General features: G+C 38.1%; 14 protein-coding genes. 6 read left to right on the forward strand and 8 right to left on the reverse strand.

Annotation, left to right across the window (positions count from 1 at the left end; genetic code table 11):
• Positions 1-45 precede the first annotated feature (45 nt).
• Positions 46-969: an ABC transporter substrate-binding protein gene (locus CWB62_RS15115; RefSeq protein ID WP_138529755.1), complete on the forward strand. Its 924-nt coding sequence runs from the start codon at positions 46-48 to the stop codon at positions 967-969.
• On the opposite strand, the gene CWB62_RS15120 is transcribed toward CWB62_RS15115, so the two are convergent.
• From CWB62_RS15120 to CWB62_RS15145, 6 genes are read right to left on the reverse strand one after another with little or no spacing between them, the layout of a single operon-like run.
• Positions 920-1,540 carry a fumarylacetoacetate hydrolase family protein gene (locus tag CWB62_RS15120; RefSeq protein ID WP_138529757.1) on the reverse strand — a complete coding sequence of 207 codons (621 nt, stop codon included), beginning with the start codon at positions 1,538-1,540 and terminating at the stop codon, positions 920-922. The genes CWB62_RS15115 and CWB62_RS15120 overlap by 50 nt on opposite strands.
• Positions 1,541-1,559: 19 nt before the next feature.
• On the reverse strand, positions 1,560-3,524 hold the full coding sequence (locus CWB62_RS15125) for a response regulator (RefSeq protein ID WP_138529759.1): 1,965 nt from the start codon (positions 3,522-3,524) through the stop codon (positions 1,560-1,562).
• 10 nt (positions 3,525-3,534) lie between these two features.
• Positions 3,535-3,996 carry a response regulator gene (locus tag CWB62_RS15130; protein ID WP_008126515.1) on the reverse strand — a complete coding sequence of 154 codons (462 nt, stop codon included), beginning with the start codon at positions 3,994-3,996 and terminating at the stop codon, positions 3,535-3,537.
• On the reverse strand, positions 3,997-5,481 hold the full coding sequence (locus CWB62_RS15135; RefSeq protein WP_138529761.1) for a sensor histidine kinase: 1,485 nt from the start codon (positions 5,479-5,481) through the stop codon (positions 3,997-3,999).
• A 35-nt stretch (positions 5,482-5,516) separates the two neighbouring features.
• Positions 5,517-5,726 carry a histidine kinase gene (locus CWB62_RS15140; RefSeq protein WP_058404238.1) on the reverse strand — a complete coding sequence of 70 codons (210 nt, stop codon included), beginning with the start codon at positions 5,724-5,726 and terminating at the stop codon, positions 5,517-5,519.
• A 13-nt stretch (positions 5,727-5,739) separates the two neighbouring features.
• Positions 5,740-7,083, reverse strand: a complete 1,344-nt coding sequence (locus tag CWB62_RS15145) for a sigma-54-dependent transcriptional regulator (RefSeq protein ID WP_138529763.1) — start codon at positions 7,081-7,083, stop codon at positions 5,740-5,742.
• Positions 7,084-7,301: 218 nt separating this feature from the next.
• Here CWB62_RS15145 and CWB62_RS15150 point away from each other — a divergent pair, with 218 nt between their 5' ends.
• Positions 7,302-7,817, forward strand: coding sequence for an NUDIX hydrolase (locus tag CWB62_RS15150; RefSeq protein WP_138529765.1), 516 nt, complete (start codon positions 7,302-7,304; stop codon positions 7,815-7,817).
• Positions 7,818-8,027: 210 nt separating this feature from the next.
• Positions 8,028-9,404, forward strand: coding sequence for an NAD-dependent succinate-semialdehyde dehydrogenase (locus CWB62_RS15155; protein ID WP_138529767.1), 1,377 nt, complete (start codon positions 8,028-8,030; stop codon positions 9,402-9,404).
• Between the two features lie 467 nt (positions 9,405-9,871).
• On the opposite strand, the gene CWB62_RS15160 is transcribed toward CWB62_RS15155, so the two are convergent.
• Both CWB62_RS15160 and CWB62_RS15165 read right to left on the reverse strand, forming a co-directional pair.
• Positions 9,872-11,278: a sensor histidine kinase gene (locus tag CWB62_RS15160; RefSeq protein ID WP_138529769.1), complete on the reverse strand. Its 1,407-nt coding sequence runs from the start codon at positions 11,276-11,278 to the stop codon at positions 9,872-9,874.
• Complete coding sequence (locus CWB62_RS15165) at positions 11,278-11,952, reverse strand: response regulator transcription factor (protein WP_058404233.1); 675 nt, start codon at positions 11,950-11,952, stop codon at positions 11,278-11,280. The genes CWB62_RS15160 and CWB62_RS15165 overlap by 1 nt, the downstream gene beginning before the upstream one ends.
• 172 nt (positions 11,953-12,124) lie before the next feature.
• Here CWB62_RS15165 and CWB62_RS15170 point away from each other — a divergent pair, with 172 nt between their 5' ends.
• The 3 genes from CWB62_RS15170 to CWB62_RS15180 are packed head-to-tail and all read left to right on the forward strand — an operon-like array spanning position 12,125 to position 16,110.
• The gene (locus tag CWB62_RS15170; RefSeq protein ID WP_138529771.1) at positions 12,125-14,080 is read left to right on the forward strand and encodes an LTA synthase family protein; all 1,956 of its coding nucleotides are present in this window, start codon (positions 12,125-12,127) and stop codon (positions 14,078-14,080) included.
• Positions 14,081-14,082: 2 nt separating this feature from the next.
• Positions 14,083-15,711: a phosphoethanolamine transferase gene (locus tag CWB62_RS15175; RefSeq protein ID WP_138529773.1), complete on the forward strand. Its 1,629-nt coding sequence runs from the start codon at positions 14,083-14,085 to the stop codon at positions 15,709-15,711.
• A 12-nt stretch (positions 15,712-15,723) separates the two neighbouring features.
• Entirely contained in the window at positions 15,724-16,110 is a 387-nt protein-coding gene (locus CWB62_RS15180; RefSeq protein ID WP_138529775.1) for a diacylglycerol kinase, read from the forward strand.
• The last annotated feature ends 204 nt before the right edge of the window (positions 16,111-16,314 follow it).

Here is a 16,314-nt window from a genome sequence, read left to right on the forward strand (position 1 = left end):
TATTACCTATACTAAAAGTATTACTTTTTAAAAAAAGTCTGTGCAATGGCAAAACGCGTATTATTAATTAGTTTGTTACTTATATCGTTTACAGCGCTTGGCACTGCTAAGAAAGTAGAGCCCATTAAAGAAATAATTTGGCTACAAAGCTACACCCCTCCGTTTCACATAACTAAAAGCGATAAAGCGCCACAGGGAGGTCTTTGCGATAACCTGACAGAGCAACTAATTAACACTATCACTGATGTAAAGCATACACGGCTTGTTGTTCCACAGCAGCGTATTAATAAGTATTTAAATGAAGGTAAAAATGTATGCTTTCCATGTGTTATTTATAAAAAGAATAATAATCACATACTCAAACTATCAAACCCAACAACGGTTTACCCACCATTTTCCGTATTAACAACTAAAGAATTAGCCCCTAAATTGACCAAAAAATATGGCTCACCAATCAATTTAATTAATTTATTAGCCGATCAACACTACATTTACGGCCAAGCTGCTGCGCGTAAATTTTCAAATAAAATAAACACAATTATTAGCAATACAAAAAGCAATAATAGCTCGTCACTTAGTTGGAGTAGTGAAAATGAAAGCCAGGCTGTCATTGCGCGCTTAAGTCATGGTTTTATAGATTACTCTATTGATTACCCATTTATGGCAGACTACTTTAATAAACAAGAAAGGTTTAATAACATAGTTAGTCTCCCTTTGGCTGGGAACGAAACTGACTTTATACGAGGTGCTCTGGGCTGTGCTGTAAAAGCAGAAAATAACTTTGCATCTCAAGCTATAAAAAAAATTAATGACGCATTAAAGGCGACCATTTTACAATCACCTGAATACATTAAAAGCCAGCATATTTTTTTAAACTCTAATTTTGCTGACTTTAATAAACATTATCAACAGCAGGTTATTAACTTTGAACAACCTTCCATTGCTGTTCCAACAAACACTGCTCATTAGCGAATAAAGCAACAGTAAATGTACTGTTTGCAACAACCTCACCAACCCCTGAAGGGGTGCCAGTCATCACTACGTCACCATCGTCTAAGTGCATAAACTCGCTAATCTCTTGTAAAATTGCATCGGGTTTATGCAACATAAAATGAGTATCGCCTTGTTGCGTAACAACACCATTAATTTTTAGCTCAAATGTAAATTGTTGAGTGCTATCACTTACCACAATAAAATCACTAAAAATAACAGAGCCATCAAATGCCTTTGCGCGCTCCCAAGGTAACCCTTTATTTTTTAATTTGCTTTGTACGGTACGCTTTGTTAAATCAAGGCCTAATCCTATACCTACAAACTTTTTATTTTTTACTACAAAGCATAATTCTGTCTCGTAGTGTAAAACATCATCATTATGAAGCGCTTTTAAAGAGTGAGTAATGGCACTATTAGGTTTGTTAAATAACACCATTTCATCGGGAGTTTCGTTATTTAACTCTGCAATGTGGGCTGTATAATTTCGACCCACACACACCACTTTTGAAGGCGTTAATCTTTCAGAGTCTAGTGTTATAAACTGCATATAATTTAAACCTTATGCTTTAACTTATAAGTGTTTCTAATAAGCCTAAATTTATAGGTTTTAATAAAACACGATCAATATTTAAATCCTTTATCTCTGTAGGATCAGGTTCCGCACCACTTACAATAACTAGGCGAAGTTCAGGATAACGTTCATTAACCTGCTCACCTAAATCAATTCCACTGCCATCGGGTAAATGCATGTCTAGCAATACTTTATCAAATTGCTGATCGTGGTTAAGTATTTGCAAACACTGCGCGCAGCTTGATGCTATAACCGTCTCTACTCCTAAGCTTTCTAAAAGCAACTGGGTTATTTGTGCTGCATCGTCATCGTCCTCGACGAGTAAAAAGCGCTGCCTTTTTTCACTTAGCGCTTTAACTTGAATATCTTTTGCCTGAGGAGCATTTTCCGGCGACACTAAATAATCTTGAAGACATTGATATAGCGCACTGCTATCTACTGGTTTGGGTATCACATCGTTAAAACCAAGCGCGGCAAGCTCTTCGTGTATACCTTTCATTGTGGCAGCCGTAAGCGCAATTATTGGCCCTTTGTAGCCCATTTTTCTAAGCTCGATGGTTGCTTCTTTACCACCCATTACAGGCATATGAATATCAATAAAAATGATATCGTAAGGTGCCTTGTAGGCGTCGGCTATACGTACTTTCTCAAGTGCTTGTTGGCCATGCTCTGCATAGTCTACTCGCGCGCCGCAGCTACTGATCATGTGCCCAACGAGCATACGTAAGTCGCGTAAATCATCAACAACCAATACACGTCCATGCACTTTACTCGGCGTTAATTTACTTTGTAACTGCGGGACACTGCTAAAGTTAAGCACTTGCCGTTCAACATCACTAATGTCACCAGGGTACACCGAAATAGTAAAGGTAGAACCTTTGCCTATTTCTGAATGCAAACTTATATTGCCTTGCATACGAGATAATAGCTCTGCACATATTGCCAAGCCTAGCCCCGCACCGCCGACTGAGCGCGATTCAACATCCGCTATTTGTTCAAACGGTTTAAAAATCAGCTGTTGTTTTTCAGGGGCAATACCCATGCCTGAATCTTTAATGCTAAAAAAGAGCATTTCTTTGTTATCAACATGCTGCGTCCATGCCTTAACAACTATTTCGCCTTTATCGGTAAACTTAACTGCGTTATTAATTAAATTTATTAATATTTGTCGAACACGGGTGGCATCAAGGCGAGCAACAAGCGGGAGTGCTTGATCGGATTCAAAGCGTAAAGTTAAGCCTTTATCAAGCACCGACACACGCATTAACGTGTATACATCAGCAAGCATGCTATCAAGGTTTACTTCACTGAGCGTAAGCTCTAGCTTATCTGCGGCTATTTTTGATAAGTCTAATACATCATTAAGAAGGCTAAGTAAGTGCTTACCATTTCGATAAATAACCCCTAGCTCGTTTTCAGCTTGCTGACTAAAGTCGCTTTGCATCAACAATTCTGTGTAACCTAAAATAGACGAAAGCGGTGTACGTAACTCATGACTTAGGTGTGCTAAAAAACGGTCTTTTGAACGGTTTTCAGCTTCCGCTTTTAATCGCTCTACCCGTTCTCCTTCAACATCTTTTCGGGCAAGGGCGTAACGAATTGCACGAGCAAAACGGCTTGAGCTCATTTCTCCTTTAATCAAATAATCAACGGCCCCGGCATCAAGTGCTGCAGAGTCTAACTCATCATCCGATTGCCCAGTTAGCATAATAATAGGCCCGCTAAAGCCATTTGCTATCGCCTCTTTTAAAACATCAAGCCCATTAGATGCACCCAAGCGGTAATCAAGCAAACAAATGTCGTGCTCGTTTTTACTGAGCGTTTCAATTGCTTGCTCTGGAGAACTTACCCATTGAACGTTAAACGTATGTGAGTCTAATTGTTCCAAATAGTCGCAGGTGAGTATGTAATCATCTTCATCGTCTTCTACAAGCAGCAATTGAGTCACTTTATCTAACATACAATCTCCATTAATCGTTAAAAGTACTTGGTAGCTCTACAAATTCAACCCAGTATTTGCCTAGTGTTTTCATTAAATCAACTAAGCCGTCAAAGGTAACTGGCTTGGTAATGTATGAAGCCGCACCTAAGTTGTACCCTTTAACCATATCTTCTTCTTGTTTCGATGTAGTTAAAATAACAACTGGAATCCCTTTTAAATTTGGGTTTGCTTTAATCGCTTCTAACGCCTCACGGCCATCCATTCTTGGCATGTTTAAATCAAGCAAAATAAGTCCAGGGCGAGGAGAAACCTCTTTATCAGCAAACTTGCCCTTTCGCTCTAAATACTCAAGAAGCTCAACACCATCTTCAACAAAGTGAAGCTCATTGAGCACTCGACTTTCCGCGAGTGCATCTTGCGTTAATAAGCGATCATCTTCGTCGTCATCTGCCATTAAAATAGTAATTGGTTTAACTTTTGTGTAGGGCATTTAAGCCTCTCCTTGCAAAGTGAAAAGCGCAGCTTCCACAGGTAATTTTATAATGAAGGTTGCCCCTTCACCGTCTTTACTTTTAGCCGTAATAGTACCGCCATGGCGTTCTACAATTCGTCTGCACACAGAAAGGCCAATACCCGTTCCTTTATACTGTGAACGACCATGTAAGCGCTGAAATGGTACAAATATTTTGTCGGCATAGTCTTGAGAAAACCCTATACCATTATCTTTTATAGTAATAACTTGAAAGCTTAATTCTGCATTGTGATCTTCATTAAAAATAGCTTCGTGTTCGTAGCTAATTTTTATATGCGGGCTCGCATCTGGGCGTCTAAATTTAACCGCATTGGACAGTAAATTTAAAAAAAGCTGCTGCATTTGGCTTTTATCTGCCTGAATAACCGGTAGTTCGGCCACTTCAATTTGCGCATCTGACTCTTTTATTGCAATTTCCAAATCGCTAAGAATGTCGTCTACTACTTCATTTAAGTTGGTATCATCAAAGTCCTTACCTCGTGTAGTAACACGCGAAAACTCTAACAAGTCGTTAATTAAGTTCGACATTCGCTGTGCGGCATTTTTCATACGTCCAATATAATCTAAGCCTTTTTCACCTAAATCATCTTTAAACATGGTTTCTAATCGGTCACTAAATGCCTGAATTTTACGAAGTGGCTCTTGCAAATCATGGCTTGCCACAAAGGCAAATTCCTCCAGCTCTCGGTTACTTCGGCTTAACTCGTCTGAATACAAAGTGAGCTCTTGTGTGCGCTCAGATACCTTACTAGCCAATGTTTCGTTTTGCTTTTCAAGATCAAACCGATATTGAGCCGCATTTCTCAGGTTCATACGCGTCATTACAAACATACCAATAATCAGTATTGCGCTAGTAATCGCGGTAATTGCAAACGTAATTTTAGCTTCGTTTTTAATTTGAGCGAGTTTAGAGAAATGGCTTACCTTAAACAGTAATTCACGGTCTTGAATATCATTAACACGTTCACGAATTTGCTTATAAAGCTCTCGGCCTTTGTGGGTGTTTAAAATAGCGAGTGCACGGCGCTCTTTATCATCAAGCGCTAAATTAACGGTGTTTTTTAGCTCTTCAATTTTACTTTCTGTCAATACAAGCAGCTGAGCTATCCGCTCTGATTGGCCATCAATTTCTGAGTGCAGAGACTTAACATGATCGGTTTGCGCTTCAAGCTGCCCAACTGCATCGTAGTAAGGTGTGAGGTAATCATCTTCCTCTGTCAGCAAGTAACCACGCTGCCCAGACTCTGCCTGTACAATAGATAAGTGCAATTGCTCTATTGCCGAACTTAGCATGTTGGTGTTATCTAAGCTTTTTTGTGTTTGAGTTAACCCTTGAATGGTATTTAATGCTAAAAATGCATTACCCACAATAATAGATAACACCACAACTATAAAAGCCGCCCACGTAACGTTTGCTTTACCTTGTTGTTTTTGCATGCTTATTTTACTTTCCTGTTTGCGTATAAAACACGCATTAATTATTGAGAATCAACAATTTGCTGTAAGCTTTCACTGCATTGCTGGCAATTAACAATAATTTTATTAAGTGCCTCAAGTGCTTTTTCTTTTGGCATATCGTTTTCAAGTACCAACTTAATTAACTCTGCATTCATCGAAATGCGATTTAAAGGGGCTCTTGCGTCATGAACTAATTTATTAAGCGGCTCCGGTTGATTGCTCTGTGTCATGTTATCTCTCAACTTATTTATACTCGCCAATACCACCATAGGCATTCAGACGGTTGTAAAGTGTTTTAGTACTAATGCCCAGCATTTGTGCAGCAAGTGTTTTATTTCCTTGTACCTTATCGAGTGTTGCATGAATAAGCTCTTTTTCAACTTCTTCTATGGTTTGCCCAGCCGATACCGCGTTGTCAGTGGCTTGATTGTTCACGCGAGAGAATGGCGACTCAAGATTATCTGGTAATGTCACTTCGCCTGATTTAGGGTCACTCATGATAAAAGCACGGTGTATTGCATGGCGGATTTCACGCACATTGCCAGGCCACTCATAACTTTGTAGCTCTTTAAGCTGTGCAGCAGTCCAACTAAATGCGGTGCCATTTTCATCGTTTAACTGATCTAAAAATGCTTTGGCCAACAGTGGAATATCGTCTTTTCGGTCTCTAAGTGGCGGTATATCAATAGGAAACACTGCTAACCTAAAGTAAATATCTTCACGAATAACGTTATTTTGTGCTAAATCTTCTAACGATCGGTTGGTTGCAGAAATGACTCGGCAATTAGTTGGAATTTCTTTATTGCCACCAACACGAGTTACTTTTTTGGTTTCGAGAACGCGCAATAAATTAGGCTGCATATCAATTGGCATTTCGGTTACTTCATCTAAAAACAAAGTACCGTCGTTTGATTGCTCAAACACCCCTTCTTTACGCGCAATTGCACCTGTAAATGCGCCTTTTTCATGGCCAAACAACTCACTGCCAATCAGCTCTTTTGAAAGTGCACCACAGTTACTAGCCACTAACGGGCCTTCGCATTGACTCGCATTATGTATTGCTTGAGCCACTACCTCTTTACCTGCGCCACTTTCGCCCATTAACATGACATTAGCGTTTGTTTTAGCTACTCGCTCAATCATATTGTACAGTTTGTGCATTGGCTCTGACTCGCCAATTAAGCTGCCAAAATGACGCGTAATACCACTGGTTTTTGCCTTTTTAACGGCTACTTTTTTAGGGCCGTTTAAAACAAGCTCTAAATCTTCGCGTTGGAGGGGTTTTAGAAGGTGCCCAATATTAGGCTCACACATATCAGCCAATATTCCCTTCACTGAAGGGTGGCCCGATATGAGTGTAATTTTTGGAGACTGGCCAATTATTTTTAAATGGTCAAGCAAATGAAGTCCGCTTCCATCAGGTAACATAAAATCAAGTAGCACGTGATCAAAGGTATTATTTTCAAACCACTGGTGTGCTTCTTTTAAACTGGTTGCGGTGCTTATATTATGGCCGAGGAATTCGACTATGTGGCAAACAACGTCACTAAATTCAACGTCATCATCTACTAAAAGTATGTTTAACATGATAAATCCCTGTTCTTTTTTTTTATTCTACGCACCCTAAGAACTAATTTAAAGGTGTGTATTGATCTAATCTTTTAAAACTTAAATGATTTGTTGTTCCATAATATCAGCCTTCTATTTACGTAAGCTGAAAAAAAACGATCACAATAAAAATAATTTTTATTGGCAACTAATACTTATACCACTGATATACTCACTTTTTAATAGAAGGAGATGAAATGCAGCAATTAAAAACCCTAATCCACTCAGGTATTAATATAAACCAAGGCACTCATTTCACACGCATCACAGCGCGTGCCATTGTAATAAAAGATAATAAAATACTACTTATGTACACCAATCGTTATGACGATTACAGCCTACCGGGCGGAGGTGTAGATGAAGGTGAAAGTATTGAAAAAGGCTTAATTCGCGAGCTAAATGAAGAAACCGGTGCGCAAAATATCACGGTAATTAAAGACTTCGGGCTCTACGAAGAATACCGCCCTTGGTATAAAGACGACTTTGATATTATTCATATAAAATCGTATTGCTATGTGTGTAACATTGCAGATGAGTTTGGAAAAGCAAAATTAGAACACTACGAACAGCAAAATGGCATGACTGCCAAGTGGGTAGATATAAACGATGCAATTGCACACAACGAGCGCACATTAGCAAATAGTGAAAAACAAGGCCTATCTATTTTACGAGAAACGTACCTGCTCAAACAAATTGCACAAACACTTTTCTAACGCTATTTAACTCCTTTATAAGTTTGTAAATTTTGCACTGACCAGTATTTTTTACCTTCCCTAATTTAAAAAAGCTATAAAAAAAATAAAACAACAATTTAAAAACAAAATAGCCATTATTAATCAAAAGGTTAACCTTAGATTATTTATTAGATTATATTGGCCTTTGTTTTGCACCTACTTGCTTACATAAATTGTAAGGAGATAGGAATGAGCAATACAGTTAAAACGATTAATCCGGCAACTGAGCAAACCATCGATACCTACACGCTACTTTCTCAACATGAGGCTGAGCAAGTAATCGAAAAATCTCACGAAACATATTTAAAATGGCATTTGACGTCGTTTGAAGAACGTGCAAAACATTTAAATGCCCTAGCAACACTTTTTGAAGAACAAAAAGAAGCCATTGCTAAATTAATGACCGAAGAAATGGGTAAAGTGTACGAGCAAGGTTTTCAAGAAGTTGAGTTGTGCGCGGGCATTTGCCGTTATACCGCTGAAAACGGCCCACAGGTGCTTGCAGATGAAGAGCGCGACATGGACGGAGGCCGCGCAATTATTAGTTACCAACCAACAGGCGTATTGTTAGGTATTCAACCTTGGAACTTTCCGCTTTATCAAGTTATACGTTACAGCGCGGCTAACATTATGGCCGGTAATACCACCGTTTTAAAACATGCGGGTAACGTATTTGGCATGGCTGAAAAAATTGAAGCCTTATTTAAACAAGCTGGTTTTCCTGAATACTGTTTTAGTAATTTATTAATTGATGGCAAAACGGCAAGCAGCCTAATTGCACACAAAGCAATTAGTGGCGTGACCTTCACTGGTAGTGATGCAACGGGTAAAAAAGTAGCTGAAGAAGCCGGTAAACATGTCAAAAAAATAGTACTAGAACTTGGCAGTAACGACGCTTACTTAGTGTTAGACGATGCTGATTTAGAACTAGCCGTTAAAACCTGCGTAATGGGCCGAATTATTAACAACGGCGAAACCTGTGTTTCTGCAAAACGCTTTGTAGTGGTTGAATCACTTTATCATGACTTTAAAGCACAAATTAAAGAACAGTTTGAAGCGTTAAAAATGGGCGACCCAATGGCCGATGATACAGACCTTGGCCCAATGGCACGTGAAGACTTACGCGACGGTATTCATGACCAAGTCATGCAATCGGTTAAAGCAGGTGCAAATATTGTAACGGGTGGTGAAATTCCATCGCAAACGGGTTACTACTACCCGCCCACAATTGTTGATAACTTATCGCCGGGTATGCCTGCATACGACGACGAATTATTTGGCCCTGTCGCTTCACTTATTAAAGCAAAAGACAACGACGATGCCATGCGTATCGCCAACGACTCTCGCTATGGTTTAGGCGGTGGTATTTTTTCTAAAGATGAGAAAAAAGCTATCGAAATGGCTAAAAAGCACTTTGATACCGGTATGATCAACATTAACGGCTATGGTTTAGCGCAGCCAAACCTACCGTTTGGCGGTGTTAAAGAAAGCGGCTACGGCCGAGAGCATGGTGGCTTTGGGATGCGCGAATTTGTGAATATTAAATGTATTATGGTTAATAGCTAATTTAGCTACACACGTGAAATACACGTATTAAAAAAGTATTAATACGTATTTTAAAAATATTATTAAGCCTAAAGGTGAGCAATCACTTTTAGGCTTTTTTATGGGCGAATCTCCATGGTTTTATGCACGAATAGATCCATCCTACAAGTGTATTTAAAGCCATAAACACAGTGAGAAAAATCAAAATAAATCTTAATTTTTACATTAAAAACAAATGCTTAGCTTACATTTCAGAAAGCCAGGCTTGGCAGGTAAGAGTGATGAGCAAACGGTCAGCAAACTCGTTTGTGGACAAAAACGAGTTAGAGCCGAAGGACGGCTCTGTAAAATGTATAGTGATAACAACACCCTGCTAAGCCGCAGAAACGTAGTTGATTGTTTGATAGCTGCCAGTACAATTAAGTATTTAGGAGCCTCATCACATAATTGCATTCCCCAGCCTTTATTTCTATGTAGGGCTAAATAAACTAATCAGTGTTTAAGGCTAAAGAGAATGTGATTTTTCTGTCACTAACTTCTGCACTTAATTGCGCATCAATTGCTTTACTAAGCGTTTTAGCGATTGATAACCCCAATCCAAAGTTATCATTCGATGTTCTTGAAGTGTCTTTTTGCCATAAAGGGTCAAATAATTGGTCTATATCATTATCACTCAAAGGTTCAATAAGGGAGTTAGTAACTGACAAAAGTAAAAGTTTTTCTTTTGAAATCATTGTCGAAACTAAAATTTTTGAATTTAGTGGGCTGTATTGTTTAGCGTTGTTAACTAAATTGCTAATAATTGATTCGAGGGCAAACAAGTTGCTTATAATTGCTGGTGCACTCTCATTTAACTCCAAATTTACACGCGATAAATCAGTGTTTTCTAAGACTCTGGTAATAACTTGATTTAAATCACAAGCATCTTGTTTTATTAGCTTACCATCACTGTATTTATGTAATAGCAATAAGTTCGAAACGATATTTTTAAGCCGTAAACTTATTTTCAACGCTTCTGGCTTAAAATCCTCATTGAGTTCTATCTCATTTGGAAACCTGATAGCAACTTCAGCCATATTAATCAATTCGGCAATGGGCGTTTTTATTTCATGGGCAATATCGGATGTAAGTCGCTTTTCCCTTAGGTAAAGTTGTCTATTCTCTTTAATAAAGGCGTTTAAACTTTCAACAATAGGCAAGAGTTCTTGAACTGGCTCTTGTATAAATATCTGTGAACCTTCACTGGTAATACTTAACTGACTAATATCTTGGTTGAGTTTAATTAATGGCGCAAGTGATGTATCTATCGCCTTCCTGACAAATAATCGAATAAATACAATAACTGCAATTGTGGTCACTATAAAAATAACGTCAATCAACCAAAGTACAAAATCAACTTCCTCAGAAGACGCTGCATAAGCTAAAGTCAGTGGCTCATCATTTGTTTTTTTATGTGTATCTTCTGATGTATTGTCTTTTCCTTTTGGTATAAAACGACTATAAAACACTCGACCATCTCGGCCATCAGGTAATTGTAAAAGGCGTATTTTTGATTCGCCAATCTCCAAGCCTTCAAATGGTAAGTTTTTAACCTCAAATAAATCTAAACTTTTGGAGCGAGTGAAAGTGCCTTCTTTGCTCCATATTTGAAAGTACTCAGGCTCTATTTCCCCTGCAAACTCAGGCATAAACTCACTAGAAAAGTTAAACGAAAAACCTTCATTAGTTTTATGTACTAAGGTCATTAACATACCTGCTTTTGATTGCAGGCTGCGATCAAACTCATTATCTATCCAACTATCAACAGCAATGTCGGTTGCCAACAAAATGCATAAAACAAAGCTAGTTATAGTTACCGAGAGTGTAACAACTAATTTACTGCGAATAGATTTCATTATTGTCCTTGTACAATATAACCAAAACCACGTTTGGTTTGAATTGGCAGCTCCCCTCCTGCAACTCTTACTTTTTTGCGAGCAGATGATAAATGGGCTTCAATCGAGTTCTTTGATATCAAATCATATTGCCCTGCAAGGTAGGTACTTAGCTTTTCTGCACTAAACACTTTATTTTGATTGCTAAATAAACATTCGACGATTTTGTACTCATTGGGTGTTAAGTCAATAACATTGTCAGCAACTTTTAGCAGTTTTAACTGTAAATTCAGTGCTAAATTATCAATGGTTATGATATCACTCATCATCTTCAATCCTCCACGGCGCATTAAATTTAGCAGTCGAGCGTGGAGCTCATCAAATGAAAAGGGTTTAGTCAGATAATCATCCGCTCCTGTTAAAAGCCCTAAAACACGGTCTTCAGGTTCTTGCTTAGCTGACAAAATTAAGACTTTAGAATCAAGCTGTTTGGTTCTTATGGTTTGCAATAAAGTAATACCATCGATACTCGGTAACATAATATCAAGTATTATAAGCTCATACCCACCTGTCATCGCCATACTCAGCCCTTGTGCACCATCACCGGTGTCATCAACCGCAAAGCCTAGATTTGCTAAGCCAATTCGTAAACTACGCCTTAGTGACGCTGAATCTTCAATTATTAATAACTTCATGTGTTACTCATTCACCTGAAATGCAACTTCATCATTAGGTTACGCCATATAGCTTAAGTTTTACTTAAGACTTGCTTAAGTTTCCATAGTTTAGCCAATATTAAGTTTAGACTCAGGATTTCTTAAGTTTCGGTTTTTAGTATTGCTGCAATTATTAAGATCGAGCACAACTATGACAGCAAATACTTCCGTTTTAAAACCCTTGTTGCGTTTTACTATTATATTGATATCAATCTTTATAACTTCCCGCATTGCTTTATTGTTTTGGCAACATTCAAGATTAAATGATGGTGATATTTGGCCGATCATATCAGGAGCAATCAGAATAGACTTAAGTAGCATTGGATACTTAGCAACTATTGGGGTTTTTATACTGATACTGAATGTAGTTGCACGCCATAAAACAGAGCTTTTCCAGCGTATTTTTACACTTTACGGTAGCAGCGTTGTAACTGTAGTTGTTATTGTTGAAGCATCAACACCTGCATTCATCAATCAATATGATGTAAGGCCTAACCGATTATATATTGAATACCTTGATTACCCACAAGAAGTCTTCTCAATGTTAGTGCATGGCCATCTTTTTGCAATGCTAAGTACATTGCTTTTGGCCTCGTTAACAAGCGTTTATAGCTATCGCCTTTTATGCAGGGCATTCACACAACCACAGTCACTGAAAAAAGCATCCAATTTACCCATTCTAATGGCTGCTTTAATAATCTGCTTATTTGCTGCTAGAGGTACATTGAGCCACCGGCCGCTTAATCCTGCATTAGTCTATTTTTCTCAAGATTCACTAGTAAACTCACTTGTTCTTAACTCCACTTACAGTGTTGCGTTTGCGCTGAAAAACATGGGTAACGAAAAAAGTGCCAGTAATTTGTATGGCACAATGCCTCGTCAACAAATTATAGATACGGTCAAAAAGGCTTCTTATCGAAAACAGTTTGTCACCGGAAATATTCCAACCTTGGCGCACAACAAGCCTTTTGTGTCTGGTGTTAAAAAAAACTTAGTTATAATACTTGAGGAAAGTTTAGGTGCCCGATTTGTTGGGGAACTTGGTGGGTTAGATATTACGCCTGAACTTGATGAGCTTTATCAACAAGGGTGGGGATTTGACAACCTTTATGCTACGGGCACGCGATCCGTAAGAGGTATTGAAGCAATTACCACAGGTTTTACACCATCACCATCTCGCTCGGTAGTTAAACTATCTAAATCGCAGCATAACTTTTTTTCACTAGCGGATGTATTGAGTCAAGAAGGTTACAAAACACAGTTTATCTACGGCGGTGAAAGCCATTTTGACAATATGAAAAGCTTTTTTCTAGGAAACGGGTTTAACGATATTGTTGACATCAACCATATTGAAAATCCCCAGTTTATCTCCTCTTGGGGGGTAAGTGATGAGGACTTATTCAATCAAGCAGATAAAGAACTGACTAAATTAAGTAATTCGACAGAGCCATTTTTTAGTCTTGTATTTACTTCTAGTAATCACGATCCGTTTGATATACCACAAGGCAAAGTATCGCTACCCAAAGGGCATAACCCTGAAAACTATAAGCGTGATCTTGCAATTAAGTATGCCGATTACGCACTAGGGAAATTTATAAATAAAGCAAAAACACGGTCGTACTGGGAAAACACCGTATTTTTGGTTGTGGCAGACCATGATGTGCGTGTTTTTGGCTCTGAACCTGTCCCTTTGAAGTCTTTTCATATACCCGCTGTTATTTTAAACAGCGATATGAAAAGTAAACGCGATCCAAGACTCGTTAGTCAAATTGATCTACCTGTTACATTGTTGTCACTTTTAGGAATTGACCAAGCAACCCCTATGCTGGGCTTTGATCTAACTAAAAGTTACCCAGTTGAACGTGCAATGATGCAGTACTACGACAATTTTGCATACCTAGAAAATGAACGCGCTGTCATCCTAATGCCAAATCAACAAACCAGCTATTGGCGCTATAACAAACAAACCAAAATACAAGAAAAAAATGAACAGCAAAACGCAGATCAAACGTTAGCTGAAAAGGCACTCGCTCATGTGTTATTTAGCAACTTAGCTTACACCGAGCAGCTTTATCGTTTAGCTAATAAAAATAGCGATAAGGAATAATTATGAAAATTGCTTTTAAAAGATTTTGTATTTCGTCTTGGCAAGTAAGTTACAGCCAATTTGTTTGCTTAGTTTCAATGTATATCGTTATCGCATTTAATGGCTTGTTTTTATACAATACTTTTATGGCTGCAACACAGTCAGGGCATATAAATTGGCTTTTTATCGCGTCAATCCCTCTATTGCTTTTCTCATTGACTGTTTTAGTTTTAAGTTGGTTGTCCTTAATTACTTTTGTTAAACCTATACTTCTATTTAGTGTTTTAGTTTGCTCATTGTTGTTTTATTCAACACTTAACTATGGCGTTATTTTTGACAAAAGCATGTTACAAAATATCGTTGAAACAAATTCAGGTGAAGCATTTTCATATTTAAACTTTCAGCTTGTGTTATTTATTGTTTTATTGGGAGTTGTACCTACTTACTTATTTTCCAAGTTCACAATTATAGGGAGTTTTAGAGCACGTTTAAAAAGCTTTGCAAAGCTAAATCTACTTGCTTTGCTCTGTTGTGCCTTAATAGTAGTAACTTTTTATAAAGAATACGCTTCTGTTGGGCGTAACAACCGACAAGTAACAAGTTATATCACCCCGTTTTCATTCTATACAGCGGGTTATAAATACCTGAGGGATAATTACTTTTATCCACCATTACCTTTCAAGGTACTCGATAAATTGCCCAGTTTAAAAAATAAAACGAGCACTTCGCTAACAGTAATGGTTGTCGGGGAAACAGCTCGGGCGGCTAACTTTTCACTACAAGGCTATAGTAGAGCAACGAATGCTTATACTCCCAAGTTAGGCGTAAAGTATTTTAGTGATGTTTCATCATGTGGAACTGCGACGGCTATTTCAGTCCCCTGTATGTTTTCACGACTGAACCGCAAAGAATATGATTCTCGGCTTGCTAGTAGTCAAGAGAATGCTCTAGACATAATTCAACGTAGTGGTGTTGAAGTAACATGGATTGATAATAACAGCAGCTGTAAAGGAGTGTGTGCTCGCATCAAATCGGACAACATTGAGCCGAATAAAGAAGATCCGTTATGTGATGGTCATTACTGTTTTGATGAAATATTAGTTACGAAACTAGCAGACAAGATAGCTACTAGTAACGCTAAACATAAATTGGTTGTTCTACATATGATAGGCTCACATGGACCAACTTATTATCGTCGTTACCCTGAACACGAGAGTTTGTTTAAACCTGATTGCTCTCGAAGCGATATTCAGAACTGTAGTACAACTGAACTAACAAACACATATGATAATACTATCGCATACACAGACAAGGTGTTGAGCCAGTTGATAAAAGTATTACAAACAAGTAACGAAACGAAGAAGTCACTTCTATATGTGTCAGATCACGGTGAGTCACTTGGTGAGAAAGGTTTATACCTTCACGGGTTTCCATATGCATTAGCACCAAGCGAGCAAACCCATATTCCAATGATTTTTTGGAGTAATAAACTCGCTAACTCTAAATTTAATCATTGTATTGAGTTACAACGCTCAAAAGTATTTTCACACGACAATATTTTTGACACTTTACTTGGCTTAACTCAAGTAAGCAGCAGTCAATACCAACCTGAATACGATATTTTTAACGCCTGTAAGGCCCTAAGTCTATAAAGAGAGTTTCCAATGCAATTTGATAGTGCAAATAAGCCGTCAGGTATTAATCGAGTAGTTATAGCTTTTAAAAATTCACAGCGTGCATTTAAATGGCTTGCTAAAAATGAAGCCGCTTTTAAACAAGAGCTTTTTTTACTCGCTTTATCGCTAACTATTATTTCGATTTGGCAGATAGGTATTTACGAAAAGGTCATGCTACTAATCTCTGTTTTATTTGTGATATTCGCAGAGGTTGTTAATACAGCAATAGAAGCAACAATAGACAGAGTTGGCTTAGAGATTCATCCATTGTCAGGTCTCGCTAAAGATTTAGGCTCCGCAGCAGTATTAATTGCGCTATTGATATGTTCATTCGTCTGGATTTCTGTATTTATAAGCTATATTGGTTATTTTTAAAATTTATCCAATCTCAATGATCGCTTATCGCTCAATTGCGACCGTCGCCTAAACTCGTTTTAGGGCAGAAACGAGTTAAACCTGGAAGGCAACTCCACGCCCTGAGCCACTCGACAACATAAAATATTGATTATAACTGGCAAGGTATTTTACTGTGTCGGATGGCGCTTCGCTTGTCCGACCTACACTAGCTGATGAAGTATC

This window comes from Pseudoalteromonas sp. S408 (genome assembly GCF_005886645.1).
Classification (GTDB): Bacteria; Pseudomonadota; Gammaproteobacteria; order Enterobacterales; family Alteromonadaceae; genus Pseudoalteromonas.